The organism is Synechococcus sp. A10-1-5-9 (assembly GCF_047716785.1).
GTDB lineage: Bacteria > Cyanobacteriota > Cyanobacteriia > PCC-6307 > Cyanobiaceae > Synechococcus_C.
The window spans coordinates 2,029,220-2,042,975 of the sequence record NZ_CP180406.1 but is presented as its reverse complement, the minus strand read 5'-3'; the positions used below and the strand labels follow the sequence as shown (position 1 = coordinate 2,042,975).

Here is a 13,756-nt window from a genome sequence, read left to right as displayed (position 1 = left end):
AAGAGGAGTGAACTCAAAGCAACAACAGACAGTGAGCGACGCACGATCAATAGCCTTACAACTCTTGACTCCCGGCCAGCAGCAGTTCACCCGGGGCAAACCCAGACCCGGCTACGCAGCTGAGGTGCAGGCCGTTCTCCAATGCGAGTGTGTGGGCATGCAGCCGATAGCCACCATCCCCAGGGACAGCGGCAGCATTGATCCGTTGCTGCGGCAGATACAGAGGATCCCCGAGCAAGGGTGACCCCAACTGAGCCAAGTGAATGCGAATCTGATGCGGGCGTCCGGTGCTGATGGCCACCTCCACAAGATCGCCTTGATCACAGCGCTTCAGAAGGCGAAGCTCACTGCGGGCATGCAGGCGCCTGCGCAGAGGCTCGCCGTCGAAAGGATCAGGCCCCCAGACCCATCCCAGGAGCGGATGAACACGCTCCACCACATCGGTAGTCACCACCAGCGACTGGTCCGCACGCAACCCCTTCACTAGCTTGGCCCAGGCCAGATAGGTCTTCCGGCAACCACCCTCCGGCCGGAACTGCCGGGAAAGCCCGGCCCGCGTTTGCGGTCGGCGCGCACACACCTGAAGCCCTGACGTGAACCTTCCCAAACGATGCACCGGCTTGGGAACCTGGCTGGCGCGAGCCGATCGACTGGCCTCCATCAACAAGGCCGAGAGGGTGTGCTGCAGAAATCCGCCGCCAGGCATCACCGGTAAACCTGAGGGCTTGTTAATGACCAGCACGTCACCATCGTCGTAGACGACGGACCACTGATCCGGGATCGCAGGCTCAAGCCATGGAGGTCGCCGCCATTGCACGACATCCCTTGAACCCACAGGCACATCGTTCTGAAGTGACTGTCCATTGAGAAGCAATTCACCGGAGCGGATCCGGCTGTCCCAAACGTCCCTGGGCGAGTGGCCATACCGGCTGGCCATCACTGCACTCAACATTCGACCCGACTCGGACCTGTCCATTCGATCCGAATAGGTCCAGCCCTGATTCAATGCGGCTGGCCGCCAGCCCTTCACTCCACCAGGCGATGCTGCAGGGCGTAGCGCACCAGCTCTGTGCGACTGGAGGTGCCGGTCTTGATGAACAGACGACTCACGTATTTCTCAACGTTACGGATCGACGTTTCCAGCTGCCTGGCAATTTCCTTATTCATCAATCCTTCGGCGACTAACTGAAGAACACTGCTCTCGCGTGGTGTGAAGCTGTGCTGCACGGGTTCCTGAGCAGGAAGCGCCTCCGCTTGGGCCAGCAGCGAACGGATTTCGGTGATTTGCTTCGCCATTTGCCCCATATCAGCATCAGCAAAACGTGCTGCCTCCTGGAGCAGTCGCTGCTGGCGTTGAGCCACGTTGCGAACCCGCGCGACCAATTCATCGGGGTCAAAGGGCTTGGGAATGTAATCGTCAACTCCTGCGAGATACCCCTGCGTGCGGTCAGCGGTCATTCCCTTGGCCGTCAGGAAAATCACCGGTGTGCCTCCCAGCCGTTCATCAGCCCGCAAGCGTGTGAGCAGCCCATAACCATCAAGGCGGGGCATCATGACATCGGTGATCACCACATCCGGCAGCATCTGCTGGGCTTTGCTGAATCCCTCCTCACCATCCACAGCCGTGGTTACCTCGAAACCTTCATCCTCGAGGTAGGCCTGAACGGCAGAACGCAGACCGGGTTCGTCGTCCACCAGCAACAGACGAACGGGTGGCTGCTCGGGCACTGAAGCAGTCATGACCTGTACGAGTCTGGGCGGAATCTAAGTGGGTCAGCCCCCAGGTAACCGCAGCACCTCCTGGGATTCGATCAGCAGAGTGGAATACCCGAGTTCTCTGGCCTTATCGGCCAAGGAAACAGGATCCTGTCCTGCCAGTTCGGGATGGCAGGCCGCCCACCACACCAGATGATCTTCCCTGGCTGTGGCGCGCACCGGGCCACCGGGATTGAGTTTGCGGATATAAATCGCTTCTTTATCACGCGTGACCCGTACCGGCTCCTCGGCACTGCAGTCGACCGACTCACTGGGAATCAAGAGGTTGTCGGAGTATTCCTGCCACAACTTGAATTGGCGCAGCTCTGGATTGGACGGATCGCGTTTGATCGCAAAAATCCCCAGGGTGTAGTCATCGCCCACATCCTTGCGTTTAAGGACGACAAGATCCAAGGGACGCATGGATTTCATCTGTTCAAGGATCTCGTCCCGGCTAATCCCCTCAGCCATCAAGGGTTGTACGGCAGACACGGCCAATAGGCCCAAAATGGAGACCAGCCGAAGGGGACGCATCGCATCGATCACAACGTCCCACCATGCTGCCAACAACCACTGACGATTTGATCCCAGGCGACCTGATCCAGCTGGACCATCAGGCCACAACTCCCTGCCATCCCCTAGTGGTGCAGGCGATGGAGCCTTGGTGGCAGCAGGAATGGGGAAATGCTTCAAGCCGGCAACACCGACTGGGACTCACCGCAGCAGCTGCCGTGGCTTCAGCGCGCCACAGGTTGGCCTCCCATCTGGGAGTGGAGGATGACGAGCTGATCTTCACCAGCGGGGCGACGGAAGCCAACAACCTCGCTCTGCTGGGCCATGCCCGCGCCCGTGCCAAGGCGGAAGGGCACTGCGGCCATGTGATCACCGTGGCTACGGAGCATCACGCTGTACTGGATCCCATGCATCAGCTCCAGCGCGAAGGCTTCGAACTGACTGTGCTGCGTCCACAGGACAACGGCCTCATCAATGCAAACGCCTTGAGCGGCGTGCTTCGCGACGACACGCAGCTGGTGAGCGTGATGGCAGCCAACAACGAGATTGGAGTGATCCAGCCATTGCAAGCGCTTTCGGACGTCTGCAAGAGCAGGGGCATCACTTTGCACACCGATGCGGCCCAGGCCTTTGGGCACGTGCGACTGATCCGGTCGGATCTGGGTTGCGATCTCATCAGCCTCAGTGCCCACAAGCTGAATGGCCCCAAGGGAATCGGCGCGCTGGTGAAACGCCGAGGAGTCTCGATCCAGCCTCTGCTTTGGGGGGGCAGCCAGGAACAGGAGCTCAGGCCGGGAACCTTGCCCGTGCCTCTGATCGTGGGCTTCGCTGCAGCGGCGGACCTAGCGCACGCCGACCTGGAGACCCGGCAGCACCAGCTCAGCGTTCTCACAAACCAGCTGTGGAGGGGCCTGAAATCACGCCATCCCCAGCTGCTGATGAATGGAGCTCATCAGCCTCGACTAGCCCACAACCTCAACATCACCGTCCCGGATGTCTCGGGCAACCGTTTGCATCGATGCCTCAAGCGCTTTCTGGCCTGCAGCAGCGGCTCCGCTTGCAGCAGAGGGAAACCGTCCCACGTCCTGCAGGCGATCGGTCGCAGTCGAGTTGAAGCGGAAGCCTCCTTACGTTTGAGCCTGGGTCGAACCACAACAGCCACAGACATCAATCGCGCTGTGGAGGTGATTGCAGCATGCATCTCCCAGCTAGACGGGAGCCAATGAGCAAGCCAAGCGTTTGAACAAATCACAAAATCTGGAAAAATCCGTCAAAACGGTTACCTTCCGAACAATTGAGAAGCCTGTTCCATGACAACAGCACCCAGCAATGGACGGCTTCACGTTCTTCGAGCTGTTGAAGACGGCTGGAGTGCGTTCACGAAAGCCCCTTGGTCTTTCATCCTTTTCACTCTGCTTGTTGGCATTCTTTCAGTGATCTTTCAGCTGGTCGCCAATGCGCCCAGTACATACATCGAAGGACCAATCGTCATTCTCTTGACCATCACAGGAGTGATTGGTTCGGTATTGATCAACCTTTGGGGAGTGATTGGAATGGTGCGCGGATCATGGATTGCCCTTGAGGGAACAAAACCTGACTTTTTAGATTTTTCTCGGTGGGATGGTTCCGCAGCTGGTCGGCTGTTCGTGCGTTCGATCGCGCTGAATATTGTGTTTTTAGTCATTCTGGCCGTGGGACTGGGTGTGGCCTTCGGACTTGGCCAACTCAATGAAGCATTGATCTGGCTCCCAGGAATCATCACGCTGGTTCTGTTCATCTATCTCTCGGTGAACCAGATGTTCTTGCCCTATGTGGCCCTGCTCGAGCAGCACAGACCTTTTGAAACCATTCAGCGCGGCCGTGATGCCGTTGATCCATCTTGGTGGTGGGTGGTGCTGCTGTTGATCGTCGATGCTGTGATCATCGTGATCGGCACGATTCTCTGCGGAGTCGGCCTTCTGGTGGCCGCCCCTGTGGTGGCCTGCATCACAACGGCGGCTTACCGCCAGCTCTTCGGAACAACCGATCACACTGGCTTGCTCAGAAGCGACGCTTCAACCACGCTCTGAACTGTCGACTGAAGCTGAGCGACGCCTGGCAATGCGCAACTTGGCGCTGCGGCTTCGTGGATTTCTTTCCTGTTCATCTTCAGAGGCCGTCAGCGGTCGGCGGGTGATGCGTTCCAACCGTTCATCCTGCAAAAAAGCTGTCTTGACGCGCCGATCTTCAAGAGAATGAAAGCTGATGATCGCCAGCATCCCGCCAGGCTGAAGCCAGTCCGGGGACTGCTCAAGCAAGCGATCGAGCGCTGCCAGCTCGTGATTCACGGCAATGCGCAGGGCCTGAAACGTACGCGTCGCCGGGTGGATCCGCCCACGTCGAGCCTTGGGTGGGTAGCAACCGGCGATCGCGTAAGCAAGCGCGGCAGTCCCTGCATAGGTCCCCTGCACCGCCAGATCCGCCTTGATCCGGCGTGCGATCCGGCGAGACAGGCGTTCCTCGCCATAGGCGTAGATCAGGTCAGCCAGATCGGATTCCTTCAAGCGTTCGATCAACTGCGCCGCCGTCTCACCCCCACCCTCCGGATTCATGCGCATGTCGAGGGGACCATCGAGGCGAAAACTGAACCCCCGCTGCGCCACATCGAGCTGGGGACTGCTGACGCCAAGGTCCGCCAGAACCAGGGATGCCGACCCAGGAGGGCTGTAATCAGCAAAGTTGGTGGCCACGATGGTGACCCGTTCCTGCCAGGGGCGGAGACGCGCTGCGGCCGCCGCTCTCGCTGTGGCGTCCTGGTCGAGCCCGATCAAGCGCAACCCTGGATAACGGTCCAGCAACAGACTGCTGTGCCCGCCTCCGCCCAGCGTGGCATCCACAACCAGGCCAGACTGCCAGTGGTCACTGGGCTCCTGGTCCAACGTATTCAACAGAACATCGGCCAGCACCGGCACATGCTGAAAGGCTGAATCGGTCTCGGGAAGCTGATCGGGCATGGGTCCTTCCTAAGATCTCAACACGAATGTTCTGTACCGGCCCCATGACGCAGCTGGAAACGCGCACGGAGCCGATGGTGGTCAACTTCGGCCCCCATCACCCCTCCATGCACGGGGTGTTGCGGCTGGTGGTGACCCTTGACGGCGAGGACGTCGTCGATTGCGAGCCAGTGATTGGCTATCTCCACCGCGGCATGGAGAAGATCGCGGAGAACCGCACGAACGTGATGTTCGTGCCCTACGTGAGCCGCATGGACTACGCGGCGGGGATGTTCTACGAGGCCGTCGTGGTCAACGCCCCGGAAAAACTGGCCAACATTCCAGTGCCCAAGCGCGCCAGCTACATCCGGGTGCTGATGCTGGAACTGAACCGCATTGCCAACCATCTGCTCTGGCTGGGTCCCTTCCTGGCTGATGTGGGCGCTCAGACTCCCTTCTTCTACATCTTCCGGGAAAGGGAGATGATCTACGACCTCTGGGAAGCCGCCACCGGCCAGCGGCTGATCAACAACAATTACTTCCGCATCGGGGGCGTGGCCGCCGATCTCCCCTGGGGCTGGCTGGAGAAGTGTCGTGATTTCTGCGACTGGTTCGGCCCGAAGATCGATGAATACGAGAAGCTGATCACCAACAACCCGATCTTCCGGCGCCGCATTGAAGGCCTGGGTGTAATCGGTAAGGATGAAGCCATCAACTGGAGCCTCTCCGGGCCGATGCTCCGAGCGTCAGGCGTGCCCTGGGACCTGCGCAAGGTTGACCATTACGAGTGCTACGACGATTTCGATTGGGATGTGGCCTGGGAGAAGGAAGGCGACTGCTTCGCCCGTTATCGGGTGCGCATTGAGGAGATGCGCCAATCCCTAAAGATTCTTCGTCAAGCCTGCGACATGATCCCCGGTGGGCCCACAGAAAACGTGGAAGCTCGTCGTATGGCCGAAGGCAAAGACAGCGAATTCGCCGGTTTCGATTACCAATACGTGGCCAAGAAAGTGGCTCCCACATTCAAGATTCCGAACGGTGAGCTTTACACCCGCCTGGAATCAGGCAAAGGGGAAATCGGGATTTTCATCCAAGGCAATAACGACGTCACTCCCTGGCGTTTCAAGATTCGGGCCGCGGACAGCAACAACCTGCAGATCCTTCCCCACATCCTCAAGGGACACAAGGTGGCCGACATCATGGCGATCCTTGGTTCGATCGACGTGATCATGGGATCCGTTGATCGCTGATTCCTCCAGCTGGCTGAAATTGTCAAAAAAGGTGCGCTTCGGCGACACCGACGCTGCTGGTGTGATGCATTTTCATCAGCTTTTGCGTTGGTGCCACGAGGCCTGGGAGGAGAGCCTTGAGCGTTACGGCGTTGAAGCCCATGCTGTGTTTCCAGGCTGCCGCGGCCAGGAGCGATGGCCGGAGATTGCCTTACCGGTGGTGCACTGTCGTGCCGACTTTCTCAGGCCGGTGCATGGCGGTGATCATCTCCAGGTTCTGGTTGTTCCCCAGCGGCTCGATCCAGGAAGCTTCGAAGTGCATTATCGCTTCCAATTGGATGACCAGGATGTCGCCCACGGCTCGATTCGTCAGCTAGCGATCAGCAACACATCCCGACGGCGGTGCGCACTTCCGGAAGCGATTGATCGATGGCTAGAAGCGTCTTCCCTTGGAAGCATCAGCGGCCTCTGAAGCCCGCACCCAGAGAAGTGCAACCACCTGCAGAGGGGCCAGGCTGAGGAGAACACCAAGAGGATGAAAGCCATCCAGAGACTGGGAGGCAAACAGCACACAACTGAGGGCAGCCGCCGGTAAAAAAAATGCGACTCCACGCTTGGGCCCCAAGGGAACAGGTTTGATCAAAACCATTGCTTCCGAGCGTCGATATAAAGCTCACGGAATTCCTCGGGGGTTTTTGTGAGATAAATGATTCCCTCGATCAATCCAATCACCCCCATCACAAACGAGGCGACACCACAGGTGACCATGCCACCGGCAATACTCACCACCAACATGATGATGCCGGCGTTATTGAAACCAAGAACAAATTTGTGCGCGCCGAAGGATCCAAGAAAGACGCCCAGCAAACCCGAGGCAAGCTTCCTGTTACTGATCTCAGCGTCAGAGAGCGTAGTCATCATTGGGCCTGATCTGTCCCGCTTCTAGCGATCGGAGCCAGACCTGCCAACGCGCACGCTCCCATTTTCCTGCAGCCGTCGGCTCGAGTTCATCGCATCCATGCCAAGCGATTGGACGCTCCGCAGGCATCCAGTCAGACACGAGGGCTCTCAATCCCCCGAGACACCTCGCTGCAACCTCAGAATCCCCATCAGCCCCACTCCAGCGCACCAGGGCCACCAGCCGCTCGCCCCACTCGCGATCCGACACAGCCAACAGCAGCACTGCTTCAAGCGGCAGTGACGCTGAACGAGCCGCAGCCATCAACCGCTCCTCGAGCTGGGGTGGATACACCGTGACCCCTCCCGAGAGGATCGCGCCATCCCGGCGCCCCAGCACATGAAGGTGTGACTGAACAGCTGTCTCGGAAAGCCGGGCCCGATCACCGCTCCACCACCAGCCCTGCGAATCGGAGAGCGGATGCAGCTCGCCGGAATGGTCAACCCTTGCCAAGGCCAAGCGATCACAGCGAACAGCCAGGGCTCCGTCCGCACCCACCTGGAGATCAACGTCCTCGAGAGGCTGGCCACAGCTCGTACTACCAGTCAGAAAATCCCTGGGCCGTTGGGCCGTCACCATCGCGGCAGTTTCCGTTGCGCCGTAACACGGAGCCAACTTCAGGCCGGCCTGACGAGAAGCGGCAGCCAGATCCTCCGGCAAGCTCGCCCCTCCAACCCAGATCACATCCATCGCTTGCAACCAACGACGACCGCGTGGGTGAACCAGCAGACGCCGCAGCTGGGTGGGAACCAACGACAGCAGCATCGGCTGCTGCCGCCAGGCAGGGTGTTGCACGCTGCGTTCCAGCAGTCGAGCCGGGTGTTTCATCAGCGCGGGTGCCAACCAGACGTGGGCAGCGCCCCACTGGCATGCACGCCACCAGGGCATGAGTCCGCTCACATGGTGAAACGGGAGGGGATTCCAGACCAAGGCTGTGGTGGGGTCGATGCTGATGCAGCGAAGCCAGCGGGCGGTTGCCTGGGCTGAGCGCTCCAGGTTGCCGACAGGATGCAGGCAGAAGGATCGACCTCCGGTGCTGCCACCACTGGACAAGACCAGCCCAGGCCCTTCTGGCCAGCCAACAGCCTCTGGCCACTTAATAGCCTCCGGAGGCACAGATCCCCGGTCCGCCGAAGGATCACAGCCGAGCAGCCGCACCCACTGTCCCTTGCCCAAGGCCGCCTGCAGGCGGATCGCGGTGTCCTCAGGGCTAAGGGGGTCGCACAGAACGGCGACAGCGGAAGTCATGGCATTGCCTCCGACGCATGGGCCCAGACCTGCTCAGGCTCGGAGGCGAACAACGGTCCTGAAGGGGTCCAGCCAGGTGCGAAGCCGGGGGCGACAGGTGTTGGGCCCTGCTGTTGCAACTGGGCGAGCAGAGCAAGCCAGCGAGCACCGATGCCGGTTTCAAACGCCGTGCTCAGCATCAGCTTTGGTCGTCCTCTCTGCAGATCCTGAAGCAAGGGTCTCGGATCACCCTCCAACACAGGACGCCGCACCTGCCAACCCGGCCAGTACTCACGAAGCTCGGGGTTCAGGTCCAGGGATTCATCCAAGGCAACGGGGACCCTCTCCCCTAACCGCGACAATCCCTCAAAATCGTTGGCCGCCAGTGGTTGCTCCAGCCAATCCAAACGCGGATCGTCCGCGACGGCATCGGCCCAACGATCCGCGGTGGCCCGATCCCAGCCGCCGTTGGCATCCAGACGCAGCCGGGCCTTGTCGGGAAGATGCTGGAGAAGCAGGCTCAGCAGCCTCCACTCCAAAGCCGGCTCGGCAGCTGCCACTTTCCACTTCAGCGTGAGCGGCTCCACCCTGCACGCTTCGCCCGAAACCTCCCCATGCTGCGCGAGCAGGGCCTCAAGCGCTGCGGGCATGGCATGGCCGGCGGGGAGCAGTTGGGCCGATGGCGGCGGCGGGCGCCAACGCTGACCGTTGGCGTGGGCATCACCCACCACACCGTCGAGCTCTGCCAGCGCGGCCCCGATTGCGAAGGCCAGGGCGGCGGGAAGGGACGGCAGCAGCCCCTCCAGCGCCTGACGGGAGCGGCATACGTTCAGAGACCAAGCGCTGAGGACGTGCTCACAACGATGTTGGCCGCCAGGATCAAGCGGGGACACCTCCCCCCATCCCATCGATCCGGAACCAGAATCAACAATCCGAAGCAACCAGCCTCGGCGACTCTGCCAACTCCCGCGGGAGGTCACAAGCGGCCGACTCAGATCAAAGGCATAGGGACGAAACGCCAGCTGCAGAGTCATGCCTTCAGATCAGCTGATGAACAGCGGCCTCGAACCGGGGTCCGATCGCTAAGCCGACGCTGAGCCCCACCCCATTGAGCGCCTGGAAGCGCAGGGCCAGGAATTTGCTGCCGGCGATCCTCTCCGCATCCCGGTGGTGGTCGCGCAGCAGACGGATGAGAGCTGAAGCTGCAGGCAAGCCCAGGCCTCCTAGCAAGGCCGTCAGCGGCCAATGTCCATCCAGAACCGGCACCCATTCCAGAGCGAGGGTGCCCGCAATGAACCAGGGAACGAGCGCCGCAGCGCGGGCCGTTCCCATCCGCACCACGGGCGAGCGCTTGCCGTGACGAGCATCCGTCTCCACCTGATGGAAATGGGAGCAGAACAGCACCAGGGTGGTGGCGATCGCAGGACCCGATCCGAGCGCCAGGGCTGAGGCCCAGGGCACCGTTGCCATCGTGGCGACAGGCTGAACCGGGGTGAGCACCATCAGAGCTGATGCAGTGGCCAGTGGACCAAAGGCCATCCAGCACAGGGGCTCACCCAGTCCGAGGTATCCCAAACGAAAGGGAGGACCCTGATAGAGGTAACCCAGAAGGCAGCACAGCAGCACCAGGCCCAGCACCCAGACGCTGCTGCGCAAGGCGATCACCGCCATCAACAGCAATCCCGCCACCAGGGCGCCATGCGCCAGCCGGCGGACCGGCCGTCGTCGTCCCAACAACGCCACCACGGAATGGGGTTTGCCCTCAACATCCACCCCGGTGTCGGCATCGAATAGATCGTTGCTGAGATTTTCCCAGAGCAGCAGCAAGACGGCTGCCACAAGAAATGCGATGGCCTGTCCCCAACGCACCGGAAGGCCGGCGCCGATCCTCCAGCCCAGGGCCAGAAGCATGGGCATCACCGCCACGGAGTACATCGGCCACTTGATAGCCGCCTTCCAAAGACGCCGCCGTTCCGCATCCGGGGAGTGAAGGGTTGCAACAGCCTGGCGATCTGACATGGACTGGACCCCTTGAGTCCTCATCGAGACTCATACATTTGAGCAGCACCCTTTCAACACTGCCGCCCGGATGTCGGCCGAGTCCTTCCCCAGCTCGATGGCGATGCGCTTCGGCGATCGGCTCCAGCAGGCCCTGCAGGCCTGGGAGCAGCGCCAGGGTGAGGACTGTGTAATGAGTCTGGCCGTCCCCATCGGCGGCCTCGATCCCCTGAGGCACCTGCCAGACCTGCGATCCTCCGACCCCTTCCGCTTCCTCTGGGACGGGGCACCGGGTCTGTGCCTGGCCGCGTCTGGTCGCTGCCACCACCTGGATCTCGCCGGTCCGAAACGATTCGAACTAGCACAGCGTTTCTGCGATGCCACCCTTTGCAGGGTCGTGGAAGGCTCTCCGGATGCACCGGCGCAGGCCCGATCCCGCATCCTGCTGGCCTTTTCGTTTTTCGAGCAGCCGAGCGAACAGCAGCCCAGGGGAGGCATGCCCTCCGTGCAGGCCGTGCTGCCCCGATGGCAACTGAGTCGTCAGGGTCGCCAGTGCTGGCTTCGGATCCACGGGGTCGCCCACGAAATCGAAGACGTCCGCCTGCTGATCGAAACGCTTTGGTTGATGGCCGAGCGGCTTCAAGCCCAGCCCCAGCTGTCAGAACCGTGGCCGGAAACGGTGCGGGGCAGTGTTAGCCCTGGCGATTGGGAATCGCGCTATGCGTCGGCCCTTGAACGGGGGTTGGAGCTGGTGAACCAGGGTGAACTCCACAAGCTCGTGCTGGCCGTTCGGCAATCGATTCAACTCAGCGCGCCCCTCAATCCCCTGCCGCTGCTTGATCGATTGCGGCACCAGCAGGCCGGCAGCTGTCGCTTCCTCTGGCAGCGTGACGCGCAGGACTCCTTCTTTGGAGCCTCTCCTGAACGGTTGCTCAGTCTGCGCAATGGACAACTCCGCAGCGATGCTCTGGCCGGGACAGCCGGTCGGCTTGAAACCGGAGAGTCGCTTCTGAATTCCGAGAAGGACCGCAGAGAACATGAATTAGTGGTGCAGGCGATCACTGATCACCTGAAGAGCCTCGGGCTGACCCCCCGCAGACCAAGGCGCCCCCAACTCGCTCGGCACGGACGGTTGATGCATCTTCACACGCCAATTACAGCGGCGGCCGAGGAACAGTTGCCGCTGAGTCTGGCTGGTGCCCTGCACCCCACACCAGCGGTAGCCGGTCTACCCAGACGCCAGGCCATGGGTTGGCTGCGCAGCCTTGAGCCCTTCGAGCGCGGAGGCTATGCGGCTCCAATCGGCTGGATTGACAGTGCCGGCGACGCCGAACTGCGAGTCGCCATTCGCTGCGGCCACGCCCACGGTTCTCAACTCGACCTCACCGCTGGAGCCGGACTGGTGAGGGGGTCAGTGGCGGAACGGGAACTGCAAGAAGTTGCTCTCAAACTGACCGTGCTGGCCGATCAGTTGGACCTCCAATCACAACAGGGTTCCAACCCTCTCGATCCTCCGTTGCCTCGCCTGTGAAGCGTTAGCTGCGAAGTTGCTGCAGCCGCTCAATCACCTGATCAGCAAGGGGTTGATCCATCAGCCGTTCCACTTCTCGAATGCCGGTTGGACTGGTGACGTTGATCTCACTGAGCATCCCACCGATCACATCGATGCCCACAAAAAACAACCCCTCGGCCCGCAGTGCTGGGGCTAGCGCGGCACAGATCTGACATTCCCGTTCACTGAGCACGGTGGGCTCCGGCTGACCTCCCACAGCAAGATTGCTGCGGAATTCACCGGCCGCAGGACGGCGATTGATCGCTCCCAACGGCTCACCATCCACCAGAAGAATGCGTTTGTCGCCCTCGGACACTGAGGCCAGAAAACGTTGCGCCATCACGGGAAGACGTTCCTGCTCAGTAACCAGCTCCAGCAAAGCGCCCAGCCCCGGCGCCTGCGATGACACCCGAATCACCCCCAGGCCAGCCCTGCCACCCAGAGGCTTGAGAACGATTTCCCCCTGATCCTCCGCAAAAGCCTGCAGTTCTCCAACCCGGCCGGAGACCAGGGTGGGGGCCATCCAGCGACTGAATCGCAGGGCGCCCAGCTTTTCGTTCCAGCTCCGCAAGGAGGACGGTCTGTTGAGCACACACACACCCGCACGCTCAGCCACATCCAGCAGATGGGTGGCATAGAGGTAGGCCTCATCCACCGGCGGGTCCTTCCGCATCCAGATCACCTTGAAGGTGTTGAGGGGCAAGCGCTCACGGTCTCCGGCCCTCACCCAAGGATCGGGCTGGACCGGGGCCGCCATCGCCAGAGGCTCATCACCGAGGGCGATGAGATCAGCAGGGGTGCAAGCCCACACCTCCAAAGACGCGCGGAAGGCCGCCTGCATCAGCGCCGCTGTGGAGTCCTTGGCGGGGTTGATCCGCTCCAGCGGATCCAGCACGAACAGATGGCGCATCACGAGATCAGTGAATCCGTTCCTCAGGAGAGCAGAGCATCGAGTGTCCCGGCCCTTTCAAGAGCGTGGAGTTCGTCGCATCCCCCGATGTGCTGATCTGCGATGAAGATCTGGGGAACACTGCGGCGGCCATTCCCTCGCGCAGCCATGGCATCGCGGGCCGGCTCATCGCCGTCAACGGAGTACTCCGTGTAAGCAACGCCCTTGCGATCCAGCAGCTGCTTGGCACGGATACAAAACGGACAGGTGCGCCAGGTGTAGATCTCGACGCTCGGCATGGAGCATTCATCATGAACCCGAATCCTATGCAGAGCAGACCGCTTCGGAGCGATGGGAATCCATTCACCATCAGCCCGGCAGATCCGCAACGCTCTAAAGGTGGGGTTCGCAGGCTTCCTCGCCACGGGTCTCTTCGTGATTGCAGGCTCTGAAGCCTCGCTGAAGGCAGCGCGGACGAGAGTCTTGGGCACCCTGTTCGGTGGCCTCGTGGTGATGAGGCTGATCAAAGCGGTGAGCCACTGGCTCGCCGTGGGCATCGGTTACCTCCTGGTGAAGGGATCGAACGGATGGCATCTGTTTGGATTGACGCTCGGATGCAGGACCTGCTGAACCAGAAGCCAGCCCAGCGTGCCCCGAAGTTGA

General features: G+C 61.1%; 16 protein-coding genes. 6 read left to right on the top strand and 10 right to left on the bottom strand.

Annotated features, from left to right (window positions below; genetic code table 11):
* Nucleotides 1–55 precede the first annotated feature (55 nt).
* The 3 genes from ACLM45_RS10765 to ACLM45_RS10755 are packed head-to-tail and all read right to left on the bottom strand — an operon-like array spanning nucleotide 56 to nucleotide 2,289.
* The gene (locus tag ACLM45_RS10765) at nucleotides 56–976 is read right to left on the bottom strand and encodes a pseudouridine synthase family protein (protein ID WP_415409256.1); all 921 of its coding nucleotides are present in this window, start codon (nucleotides 974–976) and stop codon (nucleotides 56–58) included.
* 50 nt (nucleotides 977–1,026) lie between these two features.
* A complete protein-coding gene (locus ACLM45_RS10760; RefSeq protein WP_006042980.1) occupies nucleotides 1,027–1,740 on the bottom strand; it encodes a response regulator transcription factor in 714 nt (237 codons plus the stop codon).
* Nucleotides 1,741–1,773: 33 nt separating this feature from the next.
* A complete protein-coding gene (locus ACLM45_RS10755; protein WP_415409255.1) occupies nucleotides 1,774–2,289 on the bottom strand; it encodes a hypothetical protein in 516 nt (171 codons plus the stop codon).
* Between the two features lie 23 nt (nucleotides 2,290–2,312).
* Here ACLM45_RS10755 and ACLM45_RS10750 point away from each other — a divergent pair, with 23 nt between their 5' ends.
* Both ACLM45_RS10750 and ACLM45_RS10745 read left to right on the top strand, forming a co-directional pair.
* On the top strand, nucleotides 2,313–3,494 hold the full coding sequence (locus ACLM45_RS10750; RefSeq protein ID WP_415409254.1) for a cysteine desulfurase family protein: 1,182 nt from the start codon (nucleotides 2,313–2,315) through the stop codon (nucleotides 3,492–3,494).
* Between the two features lie 84 nt (nucleotides 3,495–3,578).
* A complete protein-coding gene (locus tag ACLM45_RS10745; protein WP_006042977.1) occupies nucleotides 3,579–4,337 on the top strand; it encodes a hypothetical protein in 759 nt (252 codons plus the stop codon).
* Here ACLM45_RS10745 and rsmH read toward each other — a convergent pair.
* Entirely contained in the window at nucleotides 4,323–5,261 is a 939-nt protein-coding gene (gene rsmH, locus ACLM45_RS10740) for a 16S rRNA (cytosine(1402)-N(4))-methyltransferase RsmH (RefSeq protein ID WP_415409253.1), read from the bottom strand. The two genes, ACLM45_RS10745 and rsmH, sit on opposite strands and share 15 nt — an antisense overlap.
* A 44-nt stretch (nucleotides 5,262–5,305) precedes the next feature.
* Here rsmH and ACLM45_RS10735 point away from each other — a divergent pair, with 44 nt between their 5' ends.
* Nucleotides 5,306–6,490: an NAD(P)H-quinone oxidoreductase subunit H gene (locus tag ACLM45_RS10735; RefSeq protein WP_006042975.1), complete on the top strand. Its 1,185-nt coding sequence runs from the start codon at nucleotides 5,306–5,308 to the stop codon at nucleotides 6,488–6,490.
* Nucleotides 6,480–6,941 (top strand): acyl-CoA thioesterase, encoded by a 462-nt coding sequence (locus tag ACLM45_RS10730; RefSeq protein WP_415409252.1) that lies wholly within the window; start codon nucleotides 6,480–6,482, stop codon nucleotides 6,939–6,941. Before ACLM45_RS10735 ends, ACLM45_RS10730 begins: the two co-directional genes overlap by 11 nt.
* 167 nt (nucleotides 6,942–7,108) lie before the next feature.
* Here the strand turns inward: ACLM45_RS10730 and ACLM45_RS10725 are convergent, their stop codons facing one another.
* The 4 genes from ACLM45_RS10725 to menA are packed head-to-tail and all read right to left on the bottom strand — an operon-like array spanning nucleotide 7,109 to nucleotide 10,673.
* Nucleotides 7,109–7,387 carry a TM2 domain-containing protein gene (locus ACLM45_RS10725; RefSeq protein WP_415409251.1) on the bottom strand — a complete coding sequence of 93 codons (279 nt, stop codon included), beginning with the start codon at nucleotides 7,385–7,387 and terminating at the stop codon, nucleotides 7,109–7,111.
* A complete protein-coding gene (locus ACLM45_RS10720; protein ID WP_415409249.1) occupies nucleotides 7,371–8,675 on the bottom strand; it encodes an AMP-binding protein in 1,305 nt (434 codons plus the stop codon). Before ACLM45_RS10720 ends, ACLM45_RS10725 begins: the two co-directional genes overlap by 17 nt.
* The gene (menC, locus tag ACLM45_RS10715) at nucleotides 8,672–9,688 is read right to left on the bottom strand and encodes an o-succinylbenzoate synthase (protein WP_415409248.1); all 1,017 of its coding nucleotides are present in this window, start codon (nucleotides 9,686–9,688) and stop codon (nucleotides 8,672–8,674) included. Before menC ends, ACLM45_RS10720 begins: the two co-directional genes overlap by 4 nt.
* A gap of 4 nt (nucleotides 9,689–9,692) precedes the next feature.
* The gene (gene menA, locus ACLM45_RS10710; RefSeq protein ID WP_415409247.1) at nucleotides 9,693–10,673 is read right to left on the bottom strand and encodes a 2-carboxy-1,4-naphthoquinone phytyltransferase; all 981 of its coding nucleotides are present in this window, start codon (nucleotides 10,671–10,673) and stop codon (nucleotides 9,693–9,695) included.
* Nucleotides 10,674–10,743: 70 nt separating this feature from the next.
* Here menA and ACLM45_RS10705 point away from each other — a divergent pair, with 70 nt between their 5' ends.
* Complete coding sequence (locus ACLM45_RS10705) at nucleotides 10,744–12,183, top strand: isochorismate synthase MenF (protein ID WP_006042968.1); 1,440 nt, start codon at nucleotides 10,744–10,746, stop codon at nucleotides 12,181–12,183.
* Between the two features lie 4 nt (nucleotides 12,184–12,187).
* On the opposite strand, the gene gshB is transcribed toward ACLM45_RS10705, so the two are convergent.
* Nucleotides 12,188–13,114, bottom strand: coding sequence for a glutathione synthase (gshB, locus tag ACLM45_RS10700; protein WP_415409246.1), 927 nt, complete (start codon nucleotides 13,112–13,114; stop codon nucleotides 12,188–12,190).
* A gap of 23 nt (nucleotides 13,115–13,137) precedes the next feature.
* Nucleotides 13,138–13,392, bottom strand: coding sequence for a glutaredoxin 3 (gene grxC / locus ACLM45_RS10695; protein WP_006042966.1), 255 nt, complete (start codon nucleotides 13,390–13,392; stop codon nucleotides 13,138–13,140).
* A gap of 52 nt (nucleotides 13,393–13,444) precedes the next feature.
* Here grxC and ACLM45_RS10690 point away from each other — a divergent pair, with 52 nt between their 5' ends.
* A complete protein-coding gene (locus ACLM45_RS10690; RefSeq protein ID WP_415409245.1) occupies nucleotides 13,445–13,723 on the top strand; it encodes a hypothetical protein in 279 nt (92 codons plus the stop codon).
* Nucleotides 13,724–13,756 lie beyond the last annotated feature (33 nt).